The sequence below is a fragment of the Vicinamibacterales bacterium genome (assembly GCA_036504215.1).
GTDB lineage: Bacteria > Acidobacteriota > Vicinamibacteria > Vicinamibacterales > Fen-181 > FEN-299.
On sequence record DASXVO010000054.1, the window covers coordinates 96,464 to 119,253 of the forward strand.

General features: G+C 67.3%; 18 protein-coding genes. 3 read left to right on the forward strand and 15 right to left on the reverse strand.

Annotated elements, in window-relative coordinates; all coding sequences use genetic code 11:
- Positions 1–14: 14 nt before the first annotated feature.
- The 10 genes from VGK32_15275 to VGK32_15320 form a co-directional block, all read right to left on the reverse strand.
- Positions 15–2,930 carry a TonB-dependent receptor gene (locus VGK32_15275; protein HEY3383131.1) on the reverse strand — a complete coding sequence of 972 codons (2,916 nt, stop codon included), beginning with the start codon at positions 2,928–2,930 and terminating at the stop codon, positions 15–17.
- 120 nt (positions 2,931–3,050) lie between these two features.
- The gene (locus VGK32_15280) at positions 3,051–4,193 is read right to left on the reverse strand and encodes a succinylglutamate desuccinylase/aspartoacylase family protein (GenBank protein ID HEY3383132.1); all 1,143 of its coding nucleotides are present in this window, start codon (positions 4,191–4,193) and stop codon (positions 3,051–3,053) included.
- Between the two features lie 9 nt (positions 4,194–4,202).
- Positions 4,203–4,349, reverse strand: a complete 147-nt coding sequence (locus VGK32_15285) for a hypothetical protein (GenBank protein ID HEY3383133.1) — start codon at positions 4,347–4,349, stop codon at positions 4,203–4,205.
- Between the two features lie 19 nt (positions 4,350–4,368).
- Positions 4,369–5,676, reverse strand: coding sequence for a hypothetical protein (locus VGK32_15290; GenBank protein HEY3383134.1), 1,308 nt, complete (start codon positions 5,674–5,676; stop codon positions 4,369–4,371).
- 10 nt (positions 5,677–5,686) lie between these two features.
- Positions 5,687–6,250 (reverse strand): DUF6305 family protein, encoded by a 564-nt coding sequence (locus VGK32_15295; protein HEY3383135.1) that lies wholly within the window; start codon positions 6,248–6,250, stop codon positions 5,687–5,689.
- Positions 6,251–6,279: 29 nt separating this feature from the next.
- Complete coding sequence (gene ggt, locus VGK32_15300) at positions 6,280–8,121, reverse strand: gamma-glutamyltransferase (GenBank protein ID HEY3383136.1); 1,842 nt, start codon at positions 8,119–8,121, stop codon at positions 6,280–6,282.
- Between the two features lie 142 nt (positions 8,122–8,263).
- Entirely contained in the window at positions 8,264–8,971 is a 708-nt protein-coding gene (locus tag VGK32_15305; GenBank protein ID HEY3383137.1) for a response regulator transcription factor, read from the reverse strand.
- On the reverse strand, positions 8,946–10,652 hold the full coding sequence (locus VGK32_15310) for a HAMP domain-containing sensor histidine kinase (GenBank protein ID HEY3383138.1): 1,707 nt from the start codon (positions 10,650–10,652) through the stop codon (positions 8,946–8,948). The genes VGK32_15305 and VGK32_15310 overlap by 26 nt, the downstream gene beginning before the upstream one ends.
- Positions 10,649–11,632 (reverse strand): TAXI family TRAP transporter solute-binding subunit, encoded by a 984-nt coding sequence (locus tag VGK32_15315; protein HEY3383139.1) that lies wholly within the window; start codon positions 11,630–11,632, stop codon positions 10,649–10,651. The genes VGK32_15310 and VGK32_15315 overlap by 4 nt, the downstream gene beginning before the upstream one ends.
- Positions 11,633–11,698: 66 nt before the next feature.
- A complete protein-coding gene (locus VGK32_15320) occupies positions 11,699–12,310 on the reverse strand; it encodes a M20/M25/M40 family metallo-hydrolase (protein HEY3383140.1) in 612 nt (203 codons plus the stop codon).
- Positions 12,311–12,626: 316 nt separating this feature from the next.
- On the opposite strand from VGK32_15320, the gene VGK32_15325 reads away from it, so the two are divergent.
- Complete coding sequence (locus VGK32_15325; protein HEY3383141.1) at positions 12,627–12,980, forward strand: PadR family transcriptional regulator; 354 nt, start codon at positions 12,627–12,629, stop codon at positions 12,978–12,980.
- A gap of 4 nt (positions 12,981–12,984) precedes the next feature.
- A complete protein-coding gene (locus tag VGK32_15330; protein HEY3383142.1) occupies positions 12,985–15,678 on the forward strand; it encodes an ABC transporter permease in 2,694 nt (897 codons plus the stop codon).
- A gap of 70 nt (positions 15,679–15,748) precedes the next feature.
- Here the strand turns inward: VGK32_15330 and VGK32_15335 are convergent, their stop codons facing one another.
- A complete protein-coding gene (locus tag VGK32_15335) occupies positions 15,749–15,895 on the reverse strand; it encodes a hypothetical protein (protein HEY3383143.1) in 147 nt (48 codons plus the stop codon).
- Complete coding sequence (locus tag VGK32_15340; GenBank protein ID HEY3383144.1) at positions 15,892–16,806, reverse strand: MBL fold metallo-hydrolase; 915 nt, start codon at positions 16,804–16,806, stop codon at positions 15,892–15,894. The genes VGK32_15335 and VGK32_15340 overlap by 4 nt, the downstream gene beginning before the upstream one ends.
- Positions 16,807–16,994: 188 nt before the next feature.
- Here VGK32_15340 and VGK32_15345 point away from each other — a divergent pair, with 188 nt between their 5' ends.
- A complete protein-coding gene (locus VGK32_15345) occupies positions 16,995–19,121 on the forward strand; it encodes an alpha-galactosidase (protein ID HEY3383145.1) in 2,127 nt (708 codons plus the stop codon).
- A gap of 88 nt (positions 19,122–19,209) precedes the next feature.
- Here VGK32_15345 and VGK32_15350 read toward each other — a convergent pair whose 3' ends face one another.
- The 3 genes from VGK32_15350 to VGK32_15360 all read right to left on the reverse strand — a co-directional run bounded on the left by VGK32_15350 (position 19,210) and on the right by VGK32_15360 (position 22,777).
- Positions 19,210–19,368, reverse strand: a complete 159-nt coding sequence (locus tag VGK32_15350; protein ID HEY3383146.1) for a hypothetical protein — start codon at positions 19,366–19,368, stop codon at positions 19,210–19,212.
- Positions 19,369–19,463: 95 nt separating this feature from the next.
- Positions 19,464–21,938 (reverse strand): 4-hydroxyphenylacetate 3-hydroxylase N-terminal domain-containing protein, encoded by a 2,475-nt coding sequence (locus VGK32_15355; protein ID HEY3383147.1) that lies wholly within the window; start codon positions 21,936–21,938, stop codon positions 19,464–19,466.
- Entirely contained in the window at positions 21,935–22,777 is an 843-nt protein-coding gene (locus tag VGK32_15360; GenBank protein ID HEY3383148.1) for an electron transfer flavoprotein subunit beta/FixA family protein, read from the reverse strand. The genes VGK32_15355 and VGK32_15360 overlap by 4 nt, the downstream gene beginning before the upstream one ends.
- Positions 22,778–22,790 lie beyond the last annotated feature (13 nt).

Genomic DNA, 22,790 nt, shown 5'->3' on the forward strand with positions numbered 1-22,790 from the left:
CTGTGCGCGGCCTGCTAGAACCGGAACCCCACGGAAAGGTTGAAGTCGCGCGGCGACTGGTAGCTGTTGGGACTGACCGCCTGCCCGAAGCTGGGGCCCTGCTTCCAGTTCACGCCCACGACGGGCGTCGTCGTGAACGGGTTGAATGCGGTCAGCGTCGAATCCCCGCTCTTCCCGATCACGGTGGTGTTGAAGCTGGTGAGGCTCTGACTGTTGAACACGTTGTTGACCACGAAACGGGCGAAGACCTGCGCGCGCTTCCATCCCGGAACGCCGTGGCTCCACGACAGTGACAGGTCAGTCCGCCAGGCTCCGTCGAAGCGGAAGCTACCGCGTTCGCTGATGTAGTAGATCGCCGTGGAGGGCGGGTTGAGGTAGCCGGGATTGGCGACGTACGGCCTCGAATCGAGCGCGATGTTGTAGTCGTAGGGCGTCCCGGAGTCGAATCGCTGCATGAAGCCCAACGCGAACTTCCCGGCCGCCTCGGGGACCGGCAGGTCGTAGGTGCCCCAGGCGCGCAGCTTGTGACGCTGGTCGCCGTTGAGGTAGCCGATGGGATAGTTCCAGGCCGCCTGCCGGTACTCGGGGTACGAGTTCGCACTGGCGAAGGTGGTGACGCTGGCCGAGTTCTCCGCCTCGATGTTGCCGCGGGTGTAGGAGAGCATGTAGTTTCCGCCCAGTTGCAGGGTCGTCACTGGACGATAGCTGAACTGTACGCTGACTCCCTTGTAGTCGCGCTCGACGCTGTTCGTGTTGTTGACGATGTCGAGGTTGAAGCGTTGGCCGGTCTTCGGATCGGTGACCACGCCGGTCGACATGTCGAGGAAGTCACCGTAGACGTTGTTGAACTTGCGATAGATGAAGTCCACGCGGACCGAGCCCTTCGCCCCGAACTGGTGGGCCATGCCGAAGGTGTACTCGTCGGTGGTCGCCGGCTTGACGCCCGATGCGACGGCGGTGTTGACGCCGGGAATCGTCGGGCTCTGCCGCGGCGCGCGGCTGGGGCCGCCGGTGGAGTTCCACCAGTTGAAGAGCACCTGCAGCGCCTGATAGGACGTCAGGTACGGCCCCGTCGCGGCGGTGTTCACGGCCGGGCCCTGGTACAGGAAGCTGTACGACGCCTGGCGGCCGGCTGCCGAGGCGGCGTCGGCCACCTGGGTGATGAACGTCCCCGTATACCTGCCGTAGCCGACGTTGGCGAGCCACTTCCCGTCGCGCTTGAGGTCGAATGTCGCCCCGAGCCGCGGGCTGTACATCGCGGCATTGGCCACCGGCTGGGCGCCCTGGTCCCTGATGCTGTTCTTGTCGTACCGAAGCCCGAGGTTGATGGTCACCGCGGGATTCAACCGCCAGACGTCATTGATGAACCCGGAATAGGTCCGCAGGTCGCTGCCCTTCGTGTCTTCGAAGACCGGCAGCCACTCGACATAGGTCGTCGACGTCTTGAAGACCGGGTAGATGTTCAGACCGTCGATGACCGCCCCAGTCGCCTGCACGCGGTAGGAACTGGCCGACGAGTTCTGGTTGTTCTTCCGCATGTCCTTGAAGACATCGAATCCCGCGACGATGTTGTGGGATCCGAGGCTCTTCGTGGACAGGAAGTAGTTCAGCTTGGCGTAGGCGTCCCAGTTGTTCATCTGGTTGGCGTAGTTCGGGCAGACCGCGCAGTAGGTCGGCGAGCTGAACCGGGCCTGACCGCGCGACCGATCCCAGATCGGCGTGCCGTAGATGAGGTCCATGAAGCTCGACCCCTGGTCGAGCAGCTCCATCTTGCGGGAGGAATACTGGGCCTCGATGAACAGGTTGTTGCTGAGCACGGTCTGGTAGTTCGCGGCCACCAGCGACTCGGGGGTGCGGTCGTCGTAAAGGCTTGCCTGATCCATGATCGTGCCGAAGCTGTTGTTGGTCGTGGCCAGGCTCTTCTTCAGGTACGACACCTTCAGGGTGTTCTTCGCGTTGATCGCGTAGGTGAGTTTTCCCTCGCCGCGCTTGTCATCCACCACCTTCGTGTAGTTGAAGCCCGTGTAGGGAGCCGCGACGCTCGCCGAGTTCTTCTGGAATCGGCCCGCCGAGAAGAACCACAGCTTGTCCTTGAGAATCGGGCCGCCGAACGTCAGCTCGTACGCCGGTACCACCACGTCCAGCGTGGAGTCGCCGGGGTACGGCGTCAGCGCCCGCCACGCGTCGTTGGTGAACGTCACGCGGAAGGACCCGCTGAAGGCGTTGCCGCCCGACTTGGTGATCATGTTGACGACGCCGCCCTGAAACCGCCCGTACTCGGCGGAGATATTGCCGGCCGAGACCTTGGTCTCCTGGATCGCGTCCTCGATGAACAACGTGCGCGCCTGCTGCCGCTGGGTCTCATTGATGTTCACGCCGTTGACGAGGTTGAGGTTGTCGTACGACAGCGCGCCTGAGATCATGATGTTCCCGCCCGGCCCGTTGTTGGTCGCGGCCGGACTGAAGAGCGTGGCGCTGTCGAGCGAACGCCCGAGTGGAAGCGCTTCGACGGTGCTCGCCTTGAGGGTCGTCGCCACCGTGGCCGTCGGCGCCGTCTCGCTCGTCGCCGCCGTCACGTTGACCACCTCGGTCACCGACGCGAGCCCCAACTTGGCGTTGACTGGCAGCGTGTCGGCCATCTTCAGGCTGACGGCCTGCTTGACGGTCGAGAAGCCCTGCAGCTCGAAGGTCACCGTGTAGTCGCCCGAGGGTAGGAACGGGATGATGTAGTCGCCATTGGCGGAGGTCACCGTGGTGCGGACGCCCTGCAGGACCGGCGATGCGACGGTGACGGTCACGCCGGGCAGCGCCAGGCTGTCCGGGTCGACCACGTGGCCGGAAATGGTCCCGGTCGGATTGCCTTGGGCACACACGGTGCCAGCCAGGGCCATGAACGTCAACACCAGGATCCAGGTTCGCGAACGCCACATAACATTCCCCCTCTGCTGCTGATTCGGTGCAATCCGTCTCGGGATGCGCGGACCTCAGGTTGTCCGACTATAGGGCAGCCTGCGCCGCCCGGATGTCCCAATGTGTAACGGGCGGTGCGCCTACAACGCCCCAGGGTCTCGAAGACATGCGCCGATGCCTCTCGAGAGGAGTTCGGTGTAATCGGGTACCTGCTCGATCGTGATGGGCCGGCCGCTGTGCAGCTCGCTGAAGATGCGTGCGAACGCTGCGAGCGCGCTGAGGTGCCGCCCCGCGCGCTCTTCCATGGGCAGCCCCTTGTCGCCGTACGGCACGTAGAGCAGGCCGCTGTGCGCCGCGCGGACGAAGAACTCGTCCTTCCCGTCCAGAATGAGCCGCTCGCTCGTCCGGCCGTGGAGACGATCCATGATCGGATTGGCTGACTCGAGCAGGAGCGCGAGCGTTCCGGTGTGATCCCCGAGCTCGCGGTGACTCATGCCCCGCAGGTTCTTTGGCGAGGGTTCGAGCCGGAGCTTGACCCCGCTCAGCTCCAGGTCGATCGCCCCCATCGTCGCGATCTCCTGGGCACGCTCGTGGAAGATCACGCAGTTCACGATCGGATTCATCGGCCGCGCCTCGTGCAGATCGACCGTCAGGTCCACGCGTTCCTTGCGCACCAGTTGGGTGATGCCGAAGGCGATCTTCTCGGTGAGGCCACCGTCGGGCCGGCCCGGAAACGAGCGGTCGAGGTTGCGCACATCGAAATCGGATTGCAGCTGGCCGCTCGGGTAGTGGGTGTAGACCTCGGGATCGGGCCACTGGTGCACCGGGTTGGTGAGGCGCCCCCCATACCTGAACCAACGCGTCCGGCCGCTCGCCGTTCTCACGGTGAAGCGAGTCGGAAAGCCCTCGGACGACTCGACGTGCGTGGCGGCGCTGGCGTTGGCCTGGGGGATCACGAAGAGCCGTCCGGCCGTGAGCCGGGCATTCTCCACGAGGAGCACCGCCGCCATCATGCCGGCGGGCTCGTTGGCGTGCACGCCTCCCATGACGAGCATCGTGCCGCCTGGTGTCCCGCTGTCCAGCAGGTAGACGCTCGTGTCGCCGGGCGTACCGCGCAGGCCGTCGAAGTAGGTGCTCAAGGGCACGACGCGCGAGACACCCGGCCCTCGACCAACGATCTGCGCCTCGTGCACCGACACAAAGGCCCGCCCGCTGACCAGCATCACCGACAGGGCGACGAGCCCGACCAGTACGCCGAATCGTCGTGACACGCGCTCAGGCATCGCCTTCCTCTATTTGATCAGGAGCGCACGCAGGACGAGCGGCACCAGCAGCACAGCCGCTGCCACCCGCTCCTGGCGGGATCCTTCGGCCACGACCGCCCACGCGGCCAGCAGTGCCATGACGGCGCAGAGCACGCGGTAGGCCACGAGGATCATCGAGTCCGCCTCCTGTCTGTCACCACGAGAAGCGCAACACCCCGAGGGCGTTCGCGTAGATCACCCCCAGGATGCCGGCGATCGCGATCGTCATGGTTGGCACGGCCGAGACGCGGAGAAACGAGCCGTACGAATCGTGGCAATCGGCGAGGATCATGGCGCTCTTCCCGAGGATCGCCGTCGGCGGGGTCACGCTGGACACGCAGGCGAGCAGGCTCAGCGCCACGGTGGCCATGATGGGATCCCGGCCGAGCAGCGCGAGCATGAACGGAATGCCGAAGACCGACGCCACTGCGAACGGACCGAGCACGCCACCAAGGCAGACACAGACCACGAAGATGGCCGCGTAGAGCACATAGACCGGCACGCTGATCGACGAGATCACGAACAGGCCGCGCACGCCGTTGGCCGCCATCACCTGCACCAGCGACCCGACCGCGATGAGAATCGCATTGACCTCCAGCGTCTCGCGGAACGTCTCGCGAGCCACCCGCAGCAGGTCGATGCGGAATCCGGCCGAGACGAACGCCACGGCGCCGCCGACCATGAACATCAGCGGAATGCCGATTGGCGGAATCACGTGAGGGAAGGTCCGCACGAGCAGCATCAGGACCACGACGATCGTGAGCGGCAGGTAGACGCGCAGTGCCGTCATGTGCGCCGGAACGGCGGGCAGGGCGGCGAGCGCCGCGTCGCGGTCGAGCGGACCATGGATGTGCCGCCATCCCAGGTGCAGGGCTGCGTAGACGGCCAGCGGCACGGTCACGATCAGGAGCGGCCAGAAGAACCCGATGTAGGGCATGTTGATGCCCGCCGCGATAATCATCGCCGGGATGTTCACCGGGGGCGCAAAGATGCCAATCGTCCCGCCGATCGCGATGAACGAGGCCACCTTGACGCGCGGGATGCCCATGAGCAGCAACAGGGACGAGACCACGCTGCCAAAGGCGAACTGCCCGGCCGCCCCGGGGCCGGTGAGCGCGCCAGGCAGGATCACCAGGAACATCAGCAGCACGAGCAGCAGGCGTGGTCGCGCGTGGAACCGCGCCACCAGGTCCCGCACCGTCGCGTCGAGGGCGCCGGACGCCTTCTCGATGTTGATGAAGATCTGCGCCGCGAAGATGATGAGCACGATCGGCAGGAACGTGAAGCTGCCGTCGACGAGGTGCCGAACGCTCTCGAGCGGACCGAATCCGGCGAGCACGATGCCCGTGACCGCCGCCACGAGGATCGCGAGCGCGTCCGAGAGCCGGCCGAGGCGCATGGCCACGCCAAACGCCGTGACCATCGCGGCGACGAGCAGACAGGCGGTGGTGGTCGCGTTCATCGCCGCCCCGCTACCGAACGACCGCTCTCAGGCCTGGCCCGATGTCCGCGACCTGTTTGACAACGACGAGGGGAATCTTCCGGGCGGTGGTCGCCTTCGTGAACGCGCCATCCTTGTTCCCATCCTCCGTCACGAGCACGAAATCCGCTTTCGCCACCACCGGATCGATGAACTTGTCCGAAAGCGCGCCCCGGCGCGATTGCCCTCCCACGTGGACGGCGAGCACCTTGACGCCGAGTTCCCTGGCCTTCGTCAACAGTTGCCCCACCCGGGCCAGCTCGCCCTTCTCGTCGATGCCGGCCTCGCCAAGCCCCTTCGCGCTGCCCCCCATCACGACGACGAGCGTCTTGACCGCCTTGAGAGCCTCCGGTTTCAGCATATTGTCAAACGAGTGCTCGAGCCTGACGCGCTTGCTCAGCAGGCTGACGGTGTATGCGTCCGGGCTTTGTCCGCACGAGGTGATGGCCACGGGCGGCGCCGAGGTGAAGGGCGGCTGCGCGCCGGCCGGCAGGACGACCGCGAGCGACACCGACACGCCGGCGACGAAGACTGCGATAGCATGACGCGTGGACATCGACAGTGCTCCTACGTGTTCGTGTCGGCTCAGTACCCCAGCGCGCACCCGCCGCGCCGTGGGTCGGCGCCGCCGGTCAGCGTGCGGAGCGCCTGGTTGACGAGGATGCCCTGCATGCCGCCGAAGACCTGGGCGAACGGCTGGTCCTCGACGCGGATCTGGTTCCCCTTCGCCTGCAGCGCCTTCCTGACCGCCTCTGGGAGGCGGGACTCGAAGCCCACGCTCACCTCGGCCCCCGGCCGGTAGAAGTCGGGCTTTGCGCGCAACTCGATCCTCGTCGCCTCGATCGCGTCCTGGATCCCCATGCCGAACTCGACGACATTCAAGAAAACCTGCATCTGGGTCTGGCCGATGCTCTCTCCGCCGGGCGTGCCCCACACCATGAAGAGCCTGCCGTTCTTCAGGGCGATGAGCGGCGAGTTGTTGATGAGCGGCGTCTTTCCGCCCCCGATGAAGTTCACATCGTCCTTGTAGGGCGAGAAGGAGCCGTAGCGTGTCGCGTTGTGGAAGATGATGCCGGTCCGGCCGACCACCACCTTCGTCCCGAAGGTCCCAATCGTCGGCGTGCAGGCCACGGCGTTGCCGGCGGCGTCGACGATGTCGAAGTGGGTGGTGTTGGGATCGTCGTCGTACGACGCAATGGAGGTGTCGGGCGCGGCGAGACCCGTGCGCGACGCACGCGCGGTGCTCGCGGTCGTGCTGCCGGGCTTCGGGCCCGCCGACGGGTTGCCCGCTGGCGCGTAGGGGCTCGCCTGGTCGAGCCTGATGAGCCTTTGACGTTCGGCGGCGTACGCCTTCGACAGGAGGCCGTCGAGCGGGATCGTCGCGACCTTGGGATCCGCCACGTATCGATACACATCTGCGTTGACGAGCTTGATCGACTCGGCGAGCAGGTGAATGTACTCCGCGCTGTTCAACCCCACGGCCTTGAGGTCGTAGGACTCGAGCAGGTTGAGGTTCATCAGCGTCTGGATGCCGCCCCGCGAGGTCGGGCCGTTGCTGTAGACCTCGTACTCCTTGTAGGTCGTGTGAATCGGCTTCGCCCAGACCGGCTGGTAGTCGGCGAAGTCCTTGAGCGTGAACAACCCGTCGTTGACCTTGTAGAAGGCCACGAACTCCTGCGCCAGCGCACCCTTGTAGAAGAAATCGTACGCAGCCGTCAGCGCCTGGGTGCGCGTCCCGCCGGCCTTCCGCGCGCCCGCCTCGACGGCCAGGATTCGCCGGAATGTGTTGGCGAGGTCCTTCTGGACGAGCCGCTCGCCTTCCGTCGGCAGCGCCCCGTTCGGCACGAACACGGCCGCGGTCGTCGGGAAGATCTCGAGGGCCGACCTCGAGTCGTCCAGCGTCTCGCGCAGGTAGCTGTCGACCGGAAAGCCCTGGTCCGCGTACTGCACGGCCGTGGCGAACACGTCCGCCAGCGTCATCGTTCCGTATGTGTCGAGGAGGGTGACCCAACCGCCGAAGTTCCCGGGCACGACGCCGGCGAGGTACCCCGCCTCCTGGTCGCGCTTGTTCTTGAACCGATCCGGCGTCGCCGCGTAGGGCGCCGCTCCGGTCATCTGGAGAGAGACGACCTCGCCGGTCTTCGCGACATACAGCGTCATGAAGCCGACACCGCCCATGCCGGACCGGGAAGGCTCCACTACGTTGAGCGTCGCGGCAACGGCCACCGCCGCATCGAACGCGTTGCCACCCTTCTTGAGGATGTCGAGGCCGGCCTGCGTCGCGAGGGAGTGCGCCGAGGCCACCATGGCCCGCGTGCCGACCGCCTGGTACTGGATGCGCTGCGCCGGGAGGATCGCGCCTGACAGCGCCAGCAGGATCACGACCAGACCCATTCTCAACGACCACCGGATTCGCGGTGCGTTCATCGACACCCCCCGCCTACGGGCGGCCGGCTACCGCGTCTGTGACAGGCGGGTAGGTCGCGATCCCGTGGCGAACCGAGTATAGGAGGCGCGCCGGCTGAGCGTTGTCCCAGTTTGTAACGCTCCACACGGCGGGAGGGATCCGCTATCGAGGCTGCAGAAGCGAGGCGCCCGATCGGCCCTCGGGCGTGATGGTGTACCCGTCGCCGCGGACGGTGTGCACGTAGTGGGGATTTCCGGGGTCCGGTTCGATCTTCTTGCGCAGGCGGGCGATCGCGTTGTCGACCAGACGCGTCGCGGGCATGTCCGGGTAGCCCCAGACCTCGCGCAACAGTTCGTGGCGCGAGACCACCCGTCCTCGGCGCTCGGCCAGGTACCGGAGCAGCGTGAACTCGCGGTGCGTGAAGTGCACCTCCTCCGGGCCGAGCCGCGCCGTCATCGACTGGAAGTCGATGGTCACCGGGCCGAGTGCGAGCTGTTCGACATCGGGACTCGACCGGCGCAGCACGTTGTGCACCCGGGCCATCAGTTCCTCGATGTCGAACGGCTTGGTGACGTAGTCGTCCACGCCGAGTTTCAGGCCCTTGAGCTTGTCGGTCTTCTGCCCCCTGGCGGTCAGCATGATGATTGGGGTCGGGCCGCCCTGGCGCAGGAGGCCGACAAGTTCGAAGCCGTCGCGCCCGGGCAGCATGACGTCGAGAATCACCAGATCCGGGGCGAACTCACGAGCGACATTCAACGCGAGATTGCCATCGCCGACGCACTTGACGTCGAACCCCTCGAAGGCGAGGTTGTCGGACAGCATCCACCCGAGCGCCGAGTCGTCTTCAACGACGAGAATCCGCTTCTTCATGCCGTCCCCCGGCCGCTGGCAACGTGAGACTGACCGTCGTGCCCGAGCCCGCTTCGCTCGTGATGGTCAACGTGCCCCCGTGATCCCGCGCGATGCGGTTCGCGATGGCGAGCCCGAGGCCGCTGCCACCGGGTCCCGCGCCGCGTCCGCGCACGAATCGTCGCGTCACCTGCGTGATCTCGTCCGGCGGGATGCCCATCCCATGATCGCTCACCTCGACGACAACCGCCTGGCCGACCGGTCGCGCGCCGATGGCGAGCCACTTGTCTTCCTTCGAGTATCGAATGGCATTGTCGACGAGGTTGTCGAGGAGGAGCGCGCAGGCCGTGCGATCGGCGCGGACGGGCGGCAGGTCGTTCGCGAGGTCCACGTGCAACTCGAACCCCGCCCCCGTGAGCGCCGCTCGGAACCCGCTCAGCACGTCATCGACGAGCGTGTGCACGTCGACCGACTCGTACGTGTAGACCTCCGTCATGTCGGTGACCCGCGCGTAGGCCAGCAGGTTGTCCACGAGCCGGGCGAGCCGCTTCGATTCCTGGACGACCAGGTGGGCGTACGTTGCGAGCGACTCGGGACTGTTCAGGCGCCCACGCGCGATAGTGTCGCCGGCCGTGCGGATGCTCGAGATCGGCGTCTTCAGTTCGTGCGTCACGGTCTGCACGAAGTCCGATCGCAGTTCGGCGAGCCGGGCGCTGGCGCGAGTCGCCCGTGCGGTCAGGATCAAGCCGACGGCCAGTGTCGCGGTGGCGATGCCGGCCACAACGAGTGTCTCGCTGCTCCCCCGCAGCGCCTCGGTGAGCGTCGGATCGGATCCGCCGGCCGCGATCACGCTCCATTGCCTGCGTGTGAGGTCAGCCGGCGACTCCACGGCGACGAGGCCAGCGTCGAAGAAGAACAGGGAGAAGGTGCGACGGGCGGTCGGTTCTGCGAGAACGCCCGTCAACGTTCCAGCGACTCGCTCGCCGCGGTCGTCGAGGACCGCGAGGACTTGCGCGGATCGGGCTCCACCGATGCGCGCCACCTGTCGAGTGACGTCGGGGAAGTACGAGCGCGCCACCCAGGCGAGGTTCACCGTGAAACCGAAGACCCCCTCGAGTTGCTGGCGCTCGGCATCGCGGTACAGCAGGCGCGCGACGACCTGGTACGGCGCCTCGCCGAGGCGCGCTTCAAATATCGAAAAGCGGCGGCGGCCGACGGCGTCGCGCTGGATACGGCGCATGAGCAGGTCGGCGACCGCCTGGTCGTACTCGACAATCGCCGGGAACCGGTTAGGACCAGCCGCGCCTGGCATCCATGCCGGCCGGCGATCGGAACGATTCAGGAAGACCACCGACGAGGGCGTCGCCGACCCGCGCCACGCGAAGAACGACTCGGGGTACGGATAGCGGGCGAAGGCGCTGGCGGCGAATGTCCGCACGTCGTAGGGCGGGTCCAGCATGAACTTGTCCCACTGCGCCGAGCCCAGCACCGTCGCCTGAACACCTCGCATGTCGCGGCCGAGTGCCGTTGCCAGCCGGTCGGCCGCTTCCGCCGCCCGCTGCGACGCCAGCAGCTTGGCGCTCTCGCGCCACCCTTCGATGGCCCGGAAGCCGAACCACGCAAACGCCACGAACGCCGCGACGACGGCGACCACCAGCGCCGAGGTCAGCAGCCGAGAGGCTCTGCCGGTGATCGCCGTCATCGCGACAACTCCCGTTCCCGGTAGTACCGCGCGGCGCCGTCGTGCAACGGGATCGGCGTGGCCGGCGCCTGGTCAACATCCATCAGCGTGAGCATCGAGAGCGACGGCAGGATCTCGAAGAAGCGCAAGGTGAACTCGTGCACCAGCGATTCGTCGAGGCTCTTGCGACAGATCAGCAGGTTGTCCACGCCAATGGTCTGGATCGGATCGGGATGGCCGGGGTAGGTTCCGCCCGGGATCACCGCGGTGCGGTAGAACGGATAGTCGTGACGCAGGCGTTCGATCGCGGGCCCGGTCAGCGGCATGAGGCGGGCACCGGCCGCGGTCGAGAGACGCACCGACGCCATCGGGTCGCCGCCGGTGACGAACATCGCATCGAGCGTGCCCGCCGCGAGCCGGCTGCCGGCCTCGACATATCGCAGTGGTTCGAGCCGCACCGCGGAGCCGTCGATGCCAAGCGCAGCGAGAACGATGTCGGCGGTCAGTGCGGAGCCGCTGCCCGGAAGGCCGACCCCGATGCGGTGGCCCCGCAGTTCGGCGGGCTCGCGAATACCGGAGTCAGCGCGGACCACGAGGTGCACAGGAGTGAGTTCCAGCACAGCGATCCCTCGGAGTTCTCCGAAGGAGTCCTCATGCCTCTCGAGCCGTCCGGCATATGCCATGTACGCCACGTCCGCGTACGACAGGCCGACGTCGGCGTCGCCCCGCTGCAGGGCTTCGACATTCGTGACCGACCCGACGCTGTCGCGGACCTGGACGTCCAGTGAGCGTGACGCCTGACTGTACGCGCGCCCGAGCGCCTGCCCAAGAGGATAGAAGCCGGCGCCGGGCGTGCCGGTGGTCAGTCGTACCACGGAGCGTGGCGCAGCGGGCACCGTCTGGTGACAGCCCACCGCGGCGAACGCCATCATGCCGATTGCGCCTGCAGCCAGGACACGGAACGAGCCGCTCTTTCCGCCACCTCGTCGTCCACCCACCATCCGCGAAGGCTACCTCCGCGGGCTTCAACGCGTCCAGCGAGAATGTCCCGCCCCCGGGCCGGCCGCCTACTGATCCGCCAGCTTGAACGCGGCCAGATAGCCGAGACGCGCGATGTCGGCCATCACGTCCGGGTTGATTCGGTAGATCGTGTCCCCGAGTTGGTGGTACGCCTGGTGTGGACCGTTCGACGAGCACGTCAGCGCCGGAATCCCCTTCGCCATGAACGGCGCGAAGTCGCTGCCGCCGTCCGACGGCCGCAGCGGGCTCGAGTCCTTCAGCGTCTTTGCGACCGCCTCGGCCTCGTCCAGGATCCGCTTCACCGCGGCCGGCTCCGGGCTGAAACTGCAGGCCGCGCCCTCGCCCTCTCCGGCCATGTCGAAATTGACCATCGCCGCCGGTTTGCCGAGGTCGCCTGGCAGGTGCGTGACGAAATACTCGGATCCCTTCAGCCCCATCTCCTCGCCGCCGAACAGTGCGATCACCACCGAACGCTTCGGCTTCCTGTCGAGCAGCGCCATCGCGCGGCCGATCTCCATCGCCACCGCGGTGCCCGACGCATTGTCGTTCGCGCCCGGGTAGTAACCGGCGCCGAGTGAGCCGCAGTGGTCCATGTGGCCGCCCATCACCACGTAGTCCTGCCGCAACGCCGGATCCGATCCCTCGACGATGCCGATCACGTTGTAGCCGGTGCCGCTGGCGACGTGGGTGGACTGGACGCTGACGCGGACGGTCGATGAGGTTGTGAAGGACAGCGGCCGCTTTCATCGAGATGATGGCTGGCCTGAAGCCGGCCTGCCAGTCGCCGTTCGGGTTGGCGACGGGCCGATCGGGAATGTAGATGATGCCGGGCGCGCCGCAGTGTCGCATCTCGCCAATAGACTATCTCACTGAGACACATTCCTGAGATACGGCCACATTTGTCGCATAGTGAACCGAAACGCCCATGAGATCGTATCTCTTGCAGAAGATAATCTACTGGAGTATCGTGTGTTCATGCCGAAACGAGGAGCCGCCCCGCTGGACGGCGAACTGCTGCAGGGAACGCTGGACATGCTCGTGCTCAAGACGCTGATGCTCGGCCCCGCCCACGGCCACACCGTCGCCCACGCCATCGAGCAGCGCTCCGACGAGGTGCTGCAGGTCGAGTACGGGTCGCTCTACCCGGCGCTGCACCGGCTCGAGGACCGTGGATGGATCGCCTCGTTCTGGGGGACATCCGAGAACAACCGCCGCGCCCGCTACTACCGCCTCACGCCCGCCGGCCGCAAGCAACTCGTCCGGCAGGAGAGTCGCTGGGACGCGCTCGTCCAGGCGGTCAACCGCATCGTCAAGCCCGCGACGGAGTGATCGCATGGGATGGACCCGCTTTCTCCGACGGGGCCGATGGGATGCCGAACGGGCGCTGGAACTCGAGGCCCACCTCGCGATCGAGACCGACGAGAACATCGCCCGCGGCATGGCGCCCGACGAGGCCCGATGCGCCGCGCATCGGAAGCTCGGGAACGTGCTTCGGATTCGCGAGGACATCTACCGTATGAACACCATCGCCAGCCTGGACGCGCTCTGGCGCGACCTGCGTTACGGTGTGAGGCTCCTTCGGCGAACGCCCGGCTTCACGGCCGTTGCCGTGCTGTCGCTCACGCTCGGGATCGGCGCCAACGCCGCGATCTTCCAGGTCATCGACGCGGTTCGGCTCCGCGTGCTCCCCGTAGGTCAGCCCCAGGAACTCGTCGAGGTGCGCATCGCCACACCTCGAAGCCGGGCCGGCAATTTCTACGGCTCGTATGCCGAGCTGACCAACCCGCAGTGGGAACAGATTCGCGCGCGCCAGCAGGCGTTCACCGGCGTGCTGGCCTGGGGGGCGGAGCGGTTCGATCTGGCACGCGGAGGAGAGGTTCGGAAGGCGCACGGACTGTACGTCAGCGGGAGTTTCTTCGAGGTGCTCGGCGTGCCGGCGGCGAGGGGCCGGGTCTTCAACGATGCCGACGATCGCCCCGGCTGTGCGGGTGCCGGCGCCGTGATCAGCCATGCGTTCTGGCAGCGGGAGTACGGCGGAGAGGACGGAGTGCTCGGCCGGAAAGTTCAGTTGGCCGGACACCCATTCGACATCATCGGCGTCACGCCTCCGACGTTCCATGGCGTCGAGGTCGGCCGATCCTACGACGTGGCCGTGCCCATCTGCGCGGCCGCCGTCCTCGAGCCCGACGCCGGGATGATCGAGCAGTCTCACGTATGGTGGCTCTCCGCGATGGGGCGGCTGCGTCCGGCGTGGACGAGCGAGCGCGCGACGGCACATCTGCGCGCCATCTCGCCGAGCCTGTTCCAGCGCACGCTGTCCGCGTGGTTCGATCCCGAGCAGGCGAAGGACTACCTGGCGTTCAAGCTCGAGGCGGTTTCGTGCTCGGCCGGGTTTTCGTCTCTTCGCGCGGACTACGGGACGCCCCTCTGGCTCCTTTTCGCGCTGTCAGGGGTGGTGCTGCTCGCGTCGTGCGTCAATCTCGCGAACCTCATGCTGGCGAGGGCGGGCACCCGCGAGCGTGAGGTCGGCGTGCGCCTGGCGACCGGCGCGTCGCGTTGGCGGGTCGTCCGCCAACTGTTGACCGAGAGCGTGCTGCTCGCCGCCATCGGAACGGCGTCGGGTCTTCTGCTGGCCCACGGTCTGAGCGGATTGCTCGTCGCCTCTCTGAGCACCGCACAGGACCCAGTGTTCATGGACCTCTCGATGGACTGGCGAGTGCTCGGGTTCGCGATCGCGATGGTGATGGTCACGGCGCTGGCATTCGGGCTGACGCCGGCGCTGCGCGCCACGGCCACGCCGGTCCACCGAATGATGAAGGCCGGAGGCCGGGGCGCGTCGATCGATCGCGGACGCCACGGCCTTCAGGGAACGCTGGTGGTGGTGCAGGTGGCGTTGTCGATGGTCATGGTGGGCAGTGCCGTGCTGTTTGCGTTGAGCCTGCGCAACCTGGCCACCTTCGACACAGGGCACCGCGTTGACGGGGTTCTGGCTGCCGAACTCTCGCTGGGGCGCCTGGGCGTGCCGAACGACCGGCTGCCCGCGCTCCATCGAACGCTCATCGAGCGCCTCCGCGCGGTGCCGGGTATCGAGTCCGTTGCCCGGACGGCCATCGTGCCCATGGCCGGCATGCAGATGAACGACACCATTCGCGTCGTCAGGGGCACCAGCACCACGCAGCGGGACACGTCCTTTCATCGGGTGGGCACTGGCTATTTTCGGACGATGGGGTTGTCCTTCGTCTCGGGCCGGGACTTCGACGATCATGACGACACCCGCTCGAAGCCTGTCGCCATCGTCAACCGGACATTCGCCGCGCGATTCCTTTCCCCGGCCACCGCGGTCGGAGGTTCGTTCGAGATCCAGACGACGCCTGGCCATTGGATGCCGTACGAAATCGTCGGCGTGGTCAAAGACGCGGTCTACTCCGACGTGCGCGACCCCGTGCCGCCCGTCGCCTACCTGGCGCTCGATCAGGACGCGGAGCCCGATCGCGACGCGCGGCTGTTGATTCACTCGCGTCTGCCGCCAACGGTCCTCAGGTCGGCCGTCGGTCGAGCCATTGCCGAGGTGGGGCCCGCGATCTCCATCGAGTTCTCCACGCTCTCGGAGATCGTTCGCCACGCCACGCAGCGCGAGCGCATGCTGGCAGCCTTGTCGGCGTCCTTCGGGATCCTGGCAATGGCGTTGTCGGCGATCGGGATCTACGGCGTCCTGTCGTACCTCGTGGTCAGGCGGCGGCAGGAGATCGGAGTGAGACTCGCCCTTGGCGCGACGCGACTCGCGATCGTGCAAATGGTGGCTCGCGAGTCGCTCGGCTGGCTTGGGGCCGGCATCGCACTCGGAGCCGTGCTGGCGGGGCTCGCAGCGACCGCAGCGCGCTCGTTGCTGTTTGGGTTGACGCCAACCGACCCGACGGCGATGGTCGTGGCTGGCGCGCTGCTGACGATGACCGGCGTGGTGGCCACCATCGTGCCGGCGGTTCGCGCGGCGCGCCTCCACGCGGCTGGAGCGTTGCGAGAGGAATGAACCCCGAACCAGCGGTCGACGGTCCTGTTGTTGCCGGCGAGGGCCGCCAGAATCCTGGCCGAGGTCCGCACTACTTCCGACACAGGTCCAGGATCAGTCTCATCGCCGAGTAGCTCGCGGTATTGCAGAACCCCTGGACCGTCCTGGTGCGATCGGCGTTGTCGCTCAGCAGCGCGTCCTTGAGCATGAACACATCGTAGCCGAGATTCCAATTCACTTTCGCCCGACCTTCTTCAGATCCTCGTAGACCAGGCGCGCGAACCGTTCGGGGGGCACCGATTCCCTCCGCTTGTAGAGATCCTGCAGCGGATTGGCGGCCACCACTTCCTCCGCCGTGCGGCCGGCGTTCACGAGCGCCTGAATGCGGTCGCGGACCGTGATCAACAGCTCGCGCGCCGCGCGCACGTCGGCGATGGCGGAGACCGGTCCGTGCCCTGGGATGATCTTGGTCTGGTCGTTGACCACCGTGAGGATCCGATCGGCGGCGCGGATCATCCCGGCCACCGTTCCGCCGCCCGTGAAATGAATGAACGGGATGCTGGTGGGGAAGAGCAAGTCGCCGGTGAACAGCACGTTGGCCTTGCGGAAGTAGTAGGCCAGGTCGCCGTCCGAATGCGCGGTCGGCACGTGGATCACCGCGATCTCGTCACCGTTGAAGTAGATGGTTGTCGGCTCGGTGATGGTCACGGCCGGGAGCGCCTCCGGTTTGCAGGGCGGGACCACGAGCGCCGGGTCGAGCTCCGTGATCCGCTGCTCGACGAGCATATGCGGGCGCGATTTTCGGTGCGCCATCACGACGGCGCCGCCGGCGGCAAACACGCCGTTGCTGTCGGCGTGATCGATGTGCCAGTTGGTGTTGAGCGCAATCTTGACGGGTCGCGGATCGAGCGCGGCAACCGCGGCCTTGACCTTCGCACTCTGCTGGACGAACCCGTTGTCGACGAGCAGAACGCCGTCGGCGCCGATGCTGACGCCGATGTTGGCGCCCGCGCCGATGAGCATCGAGATCTGGTCGGTAACCTTTACAGTCCTGACCGGGAGCTTGTCCCAATCCTGCGCCAGGACCGGAGCGCCGAGAGCCGCCGCGAGCGACGCGCACACGAGGATTCCACGGATTCGAGCGGACATCGAACCACCTCCTGTCGGGCCGGACGCCATGGCGGCAAGCCACAGCCGCCGCTGCCTCACCGCGCCTCCTGGCTGGCCCCACGCGCGTGGCGGACCTCCTCTCCATGTGCGCGCGCGGGCCGAAAGGTGACAGGCAGGGAGGCCAGGCGGGTCTGACGGTCGAATCGCCCTGTGGTAGCATCCGCGCGATGACGCATGCTGCGCGGATCGTGCTCACGCTTCTGCTCGGCTCCTGGGTCGGCTCCATCCTCGTGGCCGATCGCGCCGCGCCGCCCAACGCCCCGGCCCAGATTGCCGTCGAGGGCGATCACGTGACCATTCGCTACAACGGATCGGTGGTGTTCGACGGGCGAATCAGGAATCCTGATGCGCTGCGCGTTGCCGTGCCGTCGGTCTCGCGGCGGGGCGAGGCGGTGGATCAGGTCCTGGCCCTCTTCGCCACCCGTGGTCAGCTTGAGGTGTCAGGGATCGTCACAGCCAGCGCGGAAGCGTTTCCATGCGAGAGCGATCGCGCGGTTCGCGCGCTTCCCGTCGTCAGGCACAGCTCGGGGCTGAGCCGGAGCCGCCTGAACCAGGCTGTCTACGACCGGCGATGGGACTGGGTGCTGTCGGTGGACGATCACCCTCGCACGGCCGTCACGGTGACTCCGGTATCCGACACTGCTGACACGCGCACGTTCTCGCTCGAGGCGCGCGGCACTGAGATTGTGCTGAGGTTTCGGCCACGCTTCTACCAGCAACACCGCGGCCTTCGACACTTCGAACCCTGGACGTACGCCGTCTGGAGCCGGCCGGTGGTCGGCTGGTGCAGTTGGTTCGCCTTCTTCGACAAGGTCACCGATCAGGACGTGCGCCGGACCGCCGACGTCATGTCCGAGGTCCTCCTGCCGTACGGCTACGAGTACCTGCAGATTGACGATGGGTACCAGCGCGGGACCGGCTTGCCCGAACTCTGGCTGAAGCCGAATGACAAGTTCCCGCAGGGCATGGAAGCCACCGCCAACTACATCCGCCAGAAGGGACTCAAGCCGGGCATCTGGACCAACGCCACGTTCTCGCAAACCGACTACGCGAATCAGCACAAGGACTGGTTCGTGCGGAATGCGGCGGGCGGCGTGGCGCGCGGGAACTGGATCGATCATCCCGTGGACGCGTCGGTGCCCGGCGCGCTCGATGCGCTCGTCCGTCCCATCTACAAGGGCCTTCGAGGCATGGGCTGGGAGTATTTCAAGCTGGATGCCCTGCGCCACCTGCGGTACGAGGGCTACAACTCGTACCGCGGGCATTTCGAGAAGAAGGACCTTCAACCGGGAGACGTGCTCCGCCAATACGTGGCGGCGGTCCGCGAGGAGGTCGGCCGCGATCACTTCCTGCTCGCGTGCTGGGGCGTGCGGCCGGAACTGGTCGGCCTGGTCGATGGCTGCCGGATCGGGACGGACGGTTTCTCCTACGCAGGGCTCGCGCAGTACAACTCGTTCAACAACGTGGTGTGGCGCAACGATCCCGATCACATCGAGCTCAGCGCGACGGACGCGTGGCGTTCGACGATGGTGACGTCGCTGACGGGATCGCTGTTCCTCCTCACCGACAAACCCGAACGATATCGCACGGCGTTCGTCGAACCCGCCCGGCGGGCCGCGCCGGTGCTCGTCACGTCGCCCGGCCAGCTCTACGACGTCGACCCGTCGCGTTCGTCGGAACTGGCACGCGTGGACGGAGAGGTCAGCGGCCGCGATCCGAAACCGTTCGACGCCGGCCTGACGCCCGCCGCGCACCTCTACGAACTGGAGATCGCCCGACCGTTCGAATCATGGGTCGTGCTCGGCCGCACGGGCGGCGCATTCGACGAGATCCGCTGGGAGGCGATTGGCCTCGACCCGAACAAGCGCTACACGGTATTCGAGTTCTGGGAGCGGAGGTTCATCTCCGCCGACGCGGGGTCGTTCGTGCCCGGGCCGATCTCCCCGGCGTTCAACTCGCAGGTGTTCATCATCCGCGAGCGCCTTCCTCATCCGCAGATCGTCGCGACGAGCCGCCACATCACGGGCGGGGGAGTGGATCTGCTCGACGTGTCGTGGAAGGATGGCGTGCTGTCGGGCCGAAGCCGCGTGGTGGGTGGGGAATCCTACGAGATCTTCGTGACCGAGCCCAGCGGGTGGCGGCTCGCCGACATTCGATGCGATGGGACGGCCGCCCTGCCCGTGGTCCGTCTGGGCGCGCTCGCCGTATCCGGGTGCTCGCCGAAAGCCTCTGGCGAGATCTCGTGGCGGGCGACGTTCCGCCCGCCCCCGCCCGACGAGGCGAAGCGCCGATAGAGCAGGGCCGCCGGATGAGGCATCCTCCAGTCCGCTCGAGCTCAGGGAGTGCAGATGCATCAGCAGGGGTTTCTGCAGAGGCCTGCAACTACGCGGCCCCGGCGCTGGTGAGTTCCTCCGGGGGCATCGGCGTGCCGTGCTCGTCGGTCACGCTGATGCCGAGGGGGAACGCGTCGAACAGGACGGAGTACTTCGTCAGGCAGACCGTGCCGCACCGCATCGACTTCAGCACGTTCCTGCGGGCCATTGCGGTGAGCAAGACGATCCCGAAGACAACCCCAGCACCCCTACAGTATGTGAACCTCCAGCAACCGAGGGTCGGCAGATGCCGTCTCTCGTCACCTACTTCGCCGGCGGCTTGGCCAGCGAGATGTCGGCGATGCCGCCCACCCGCTTCGCCATCTCGATCATGGCGGGGAAGTCCGTGTAGGCGTAGACGACCATCCGCGCGCCGTCGGGCGAGCCGCCCCCATGCATGCACCCCGGAACGCCGGCGCCCGCGGTGAGCCACTCGATGAGCCGCGCGATGCGCATCCGTGTCTCGGCCGGCGAATTGGCCTTGAGGTACTTCTGCACGAGGTGGCCGTACCGGCTGTCCACGAGGTCCTGGTACGACGGCATGCAGCCGGTCTCGGCGATTCCGCCAGCGATATCCAGGGTCAGCCGCTTCGTCTCGTACGGCAACGAGGCCACGTGCACCTTGTTGGCGTGCGCGAGGACGGGGTCGGGGAGCCACGCCCCCGATGGATGCTGCGTGCCCATCATCGACGCCGCCAGCCCGACGCCGAACGTCGTCTCGTTGTTGACGATCATCTGCGTGAGCTTGTCGCGGAACACCTTCTCGTCGAGGCCGTTGGCCCTGGCGATCAGGATTGCCGCGCCGACCATCACATCGCCCTGGCCGGCCACGCACGCCCCGATGGCGGATCGGTACGGCAGCGTGAAGCGGAAGACCGCCTCGCCAGCGTGGGCGTACTCGCCGCACATGAAGACGCGCGATTTCGGCACGAACACGTCCTCGAAGAAGATGTACGCCTGCGTGATGCCGCCGCGGGTCACCGGGTTGTCGAAACCGTCCTCCAGATCCCGGTCGTCCGAGGCGTGGCGCGCCTCGACGATCGTGATGCCGGGCGCGTCCTTCGGGATGGCGAACGACACGGCGTAGTCGGCGTCCTCGCGGCGCAGCTTCACGCCGGGCATGACGAAGATCTCGTGCGCGGCGGCCGTTCCGCAGATCATCACCTTCGCCCCTCGCACGACGATGCCGTCGGGGCGGCGCTCGACGATGCGCAGGTACATGTCGGGATCGGCCTGCTTCGAGGGGCCCAGGCGGCGATTGCCCTTGGGGTCGGTCAGCGCGCCCGACAGCGTGATGTCGCGCTCCTGCGCCGCGACCAGCCATGCCTTCAGGCGCTCGTGGTAGTCGGTGCCGAGCGCGTGGTCCATGTCCCACGTGGAGGACCACATGGCATTCAGCGCGGCCCATCCCGCGCAGCGCCCTCCCGTGCACGTCCCCGTCCGCTGGAACATCAGGCGCTTCATCCGGCTGTTGGCGACCATGTCGTCGACCGACCGGATGACCGACAGGTAGCGCGAGATGCGGCGGCCCGTCAGGTGCGACGTGGTCGTCATCAGATCCTGGTGACGCGGATCGCGCGCGGCCTCGAAGATCTGCGCGTGCCCTTCGACCGTGCGTCGCGTGACGGGATCCTCGACGGGATCCTCCACCAGGCGGCCGTGCTTGTAGAGATTGGGCCGCAGGCGGCGCAGCGCGGTCTTGAACTCCTCGGGCGTCTTCGTGTCCTCGGGCGGCTGGATCTGCGGCGCCAGGCCTTCGCCCGTTCTCAGGTGGTGAATCAGGGCCGGGAGCACGTCGCCGAGATCTCCCACGATGCCGTAGTCGGCCATCGCGAAGATCGGCGCCCTGGCGTCGCTGTTGATCGCCACGATGGTCTTCGCCCCGTGGATGCCGACGGCGTGGTGCATCATGCCGGAGATGCCCGCCGCGATGTACAGCCTCGGCGCGATGAACTTCCCGCTGGCACCGATCATCTGGTCGGCTCGGGCCCAGCCCTCGTCGACCGGCGGCCGCGTGGCGCCGACCACGCCGTCCAGTAACTGCGCCAACTCGTCGAGGAGCGCCCAGCGGTCCTTCGAGCCCACGCCGAACCCGCCGCCGACGACCACCTCGGCCGTGGTGAGCGACGCGCTGCCGCCGGCCGGACGGCGGCGGCGCTCGACCTCGCGCGCCGTGCGGCCGCCAGCCGCGGGGTCCACGGTTTCGCGCACGATTTCAGCCGCCTCGGTCGAAGCCACGGGGCCGAACACACCGGCGATGACCGTGGCCATCTGGGGGCGCTGTCGCGGGCAGACGATGTTGGCCATGAGCTGGCCGCCGAAGCCGGGCACGGTCTGGACGAGGAGCCCTCGCTCGAGCTTCAAGTCCACACAGTGGGCGCTCAGCCCGGTGCCGAGGCGCGCGGCGAGGCGTGCGGCCAGCGCGGTGTTCTCGTTGTCGGCGCCGAGCAGCAGCACCTGCGGCTGATGACGCGAGACGGCGCCGGCGAGTGCCCGCGCGTGCCGCACAGTGGAAAACGTCGCCAGCGACGGGTCGTCCAGCACGCGGATCCTAACGGCGCCGGCGTGCAGGAGCTGCGCGGCCAGCGGCTCGACCTCGTGGCCGATGACGATCGCTTCGACTGGCGCCTGCGCCTGCGCGGCGAGCTCGTGGGCCTTTCCGAGCAACTCCATCGCAACCGCGTCGATCCGCCCGCCGTGGTGCGACGCATGGACCCAGATGGCGTGGCTGTCGCTCATGACGCATGCCTCCGCGTGGCCTTCAGCTTGTCCACCAGTGCCGCCGCCATCTGGCTCGGCGAGCCCTCGAGCATGTCGCCCTTCCGGCCGAGGGACGGCGCGAAGATGTTGAGCATCTGGGTCGGGGACCCGCTCAGCCCGATCTCATCGGGCCGGAGAGCGAGGTCGGCGGCCGTCCAGCAGGTGACGCCGACCGCCCCCGACCGCATGATGCCGGTCATCGAGGGCAGGCGCGGCACGTTCACGTCCTTGTCGAAGGTCACGAGCGCCGGCAGTTCACAGTCGTAGACCGCCTCGCCGTCCTCGACCGCGCAACGCGCGCGGAGCGTGGAGCCGTCCACGGAGAGCGCGGTGACGTGGGTGAGGTCCGGCATGTCCAGCAGTTCCGCGACCTGCGGGCCCACCTGGGAGGTGCTCCCGTCGAGCGAGTAGCCGCCGCAGAACACCAGATCGACGGCGCCCAGCCTGCGGATCGCGGCGGCCAGGCAGCGGGCGGTGGCGAGGCTGTCGGCGCCGGCGAACGCCGGATCCGAGAGCAGGTACGCCCGATCGCATCCCATGGCGAGCGACTCGGCCAGCTGTTCCTCCGCGTCCTTCGGGGCCATCGAGATGACCGTGACGATCCCGTCCGCAGACGTTGCGCGGGACGGCCCCGAGCGTGGTGAAGGGCCGCCCGCGGCAGAGCGCAGGGCGATGGCCTGCTCGATTGCGTTCCGGTCGAGCGGGTTGATGACGGCCGGAACCTCGCCGCGACGGAGCAGCATCGTCCGCGGGTCGAGCTTGAGCTTGCCCCACTTGCGGGGGTCCGGCACGGGCTTCATGCAGACGACGATGTTCATCTGATCCTCCCCG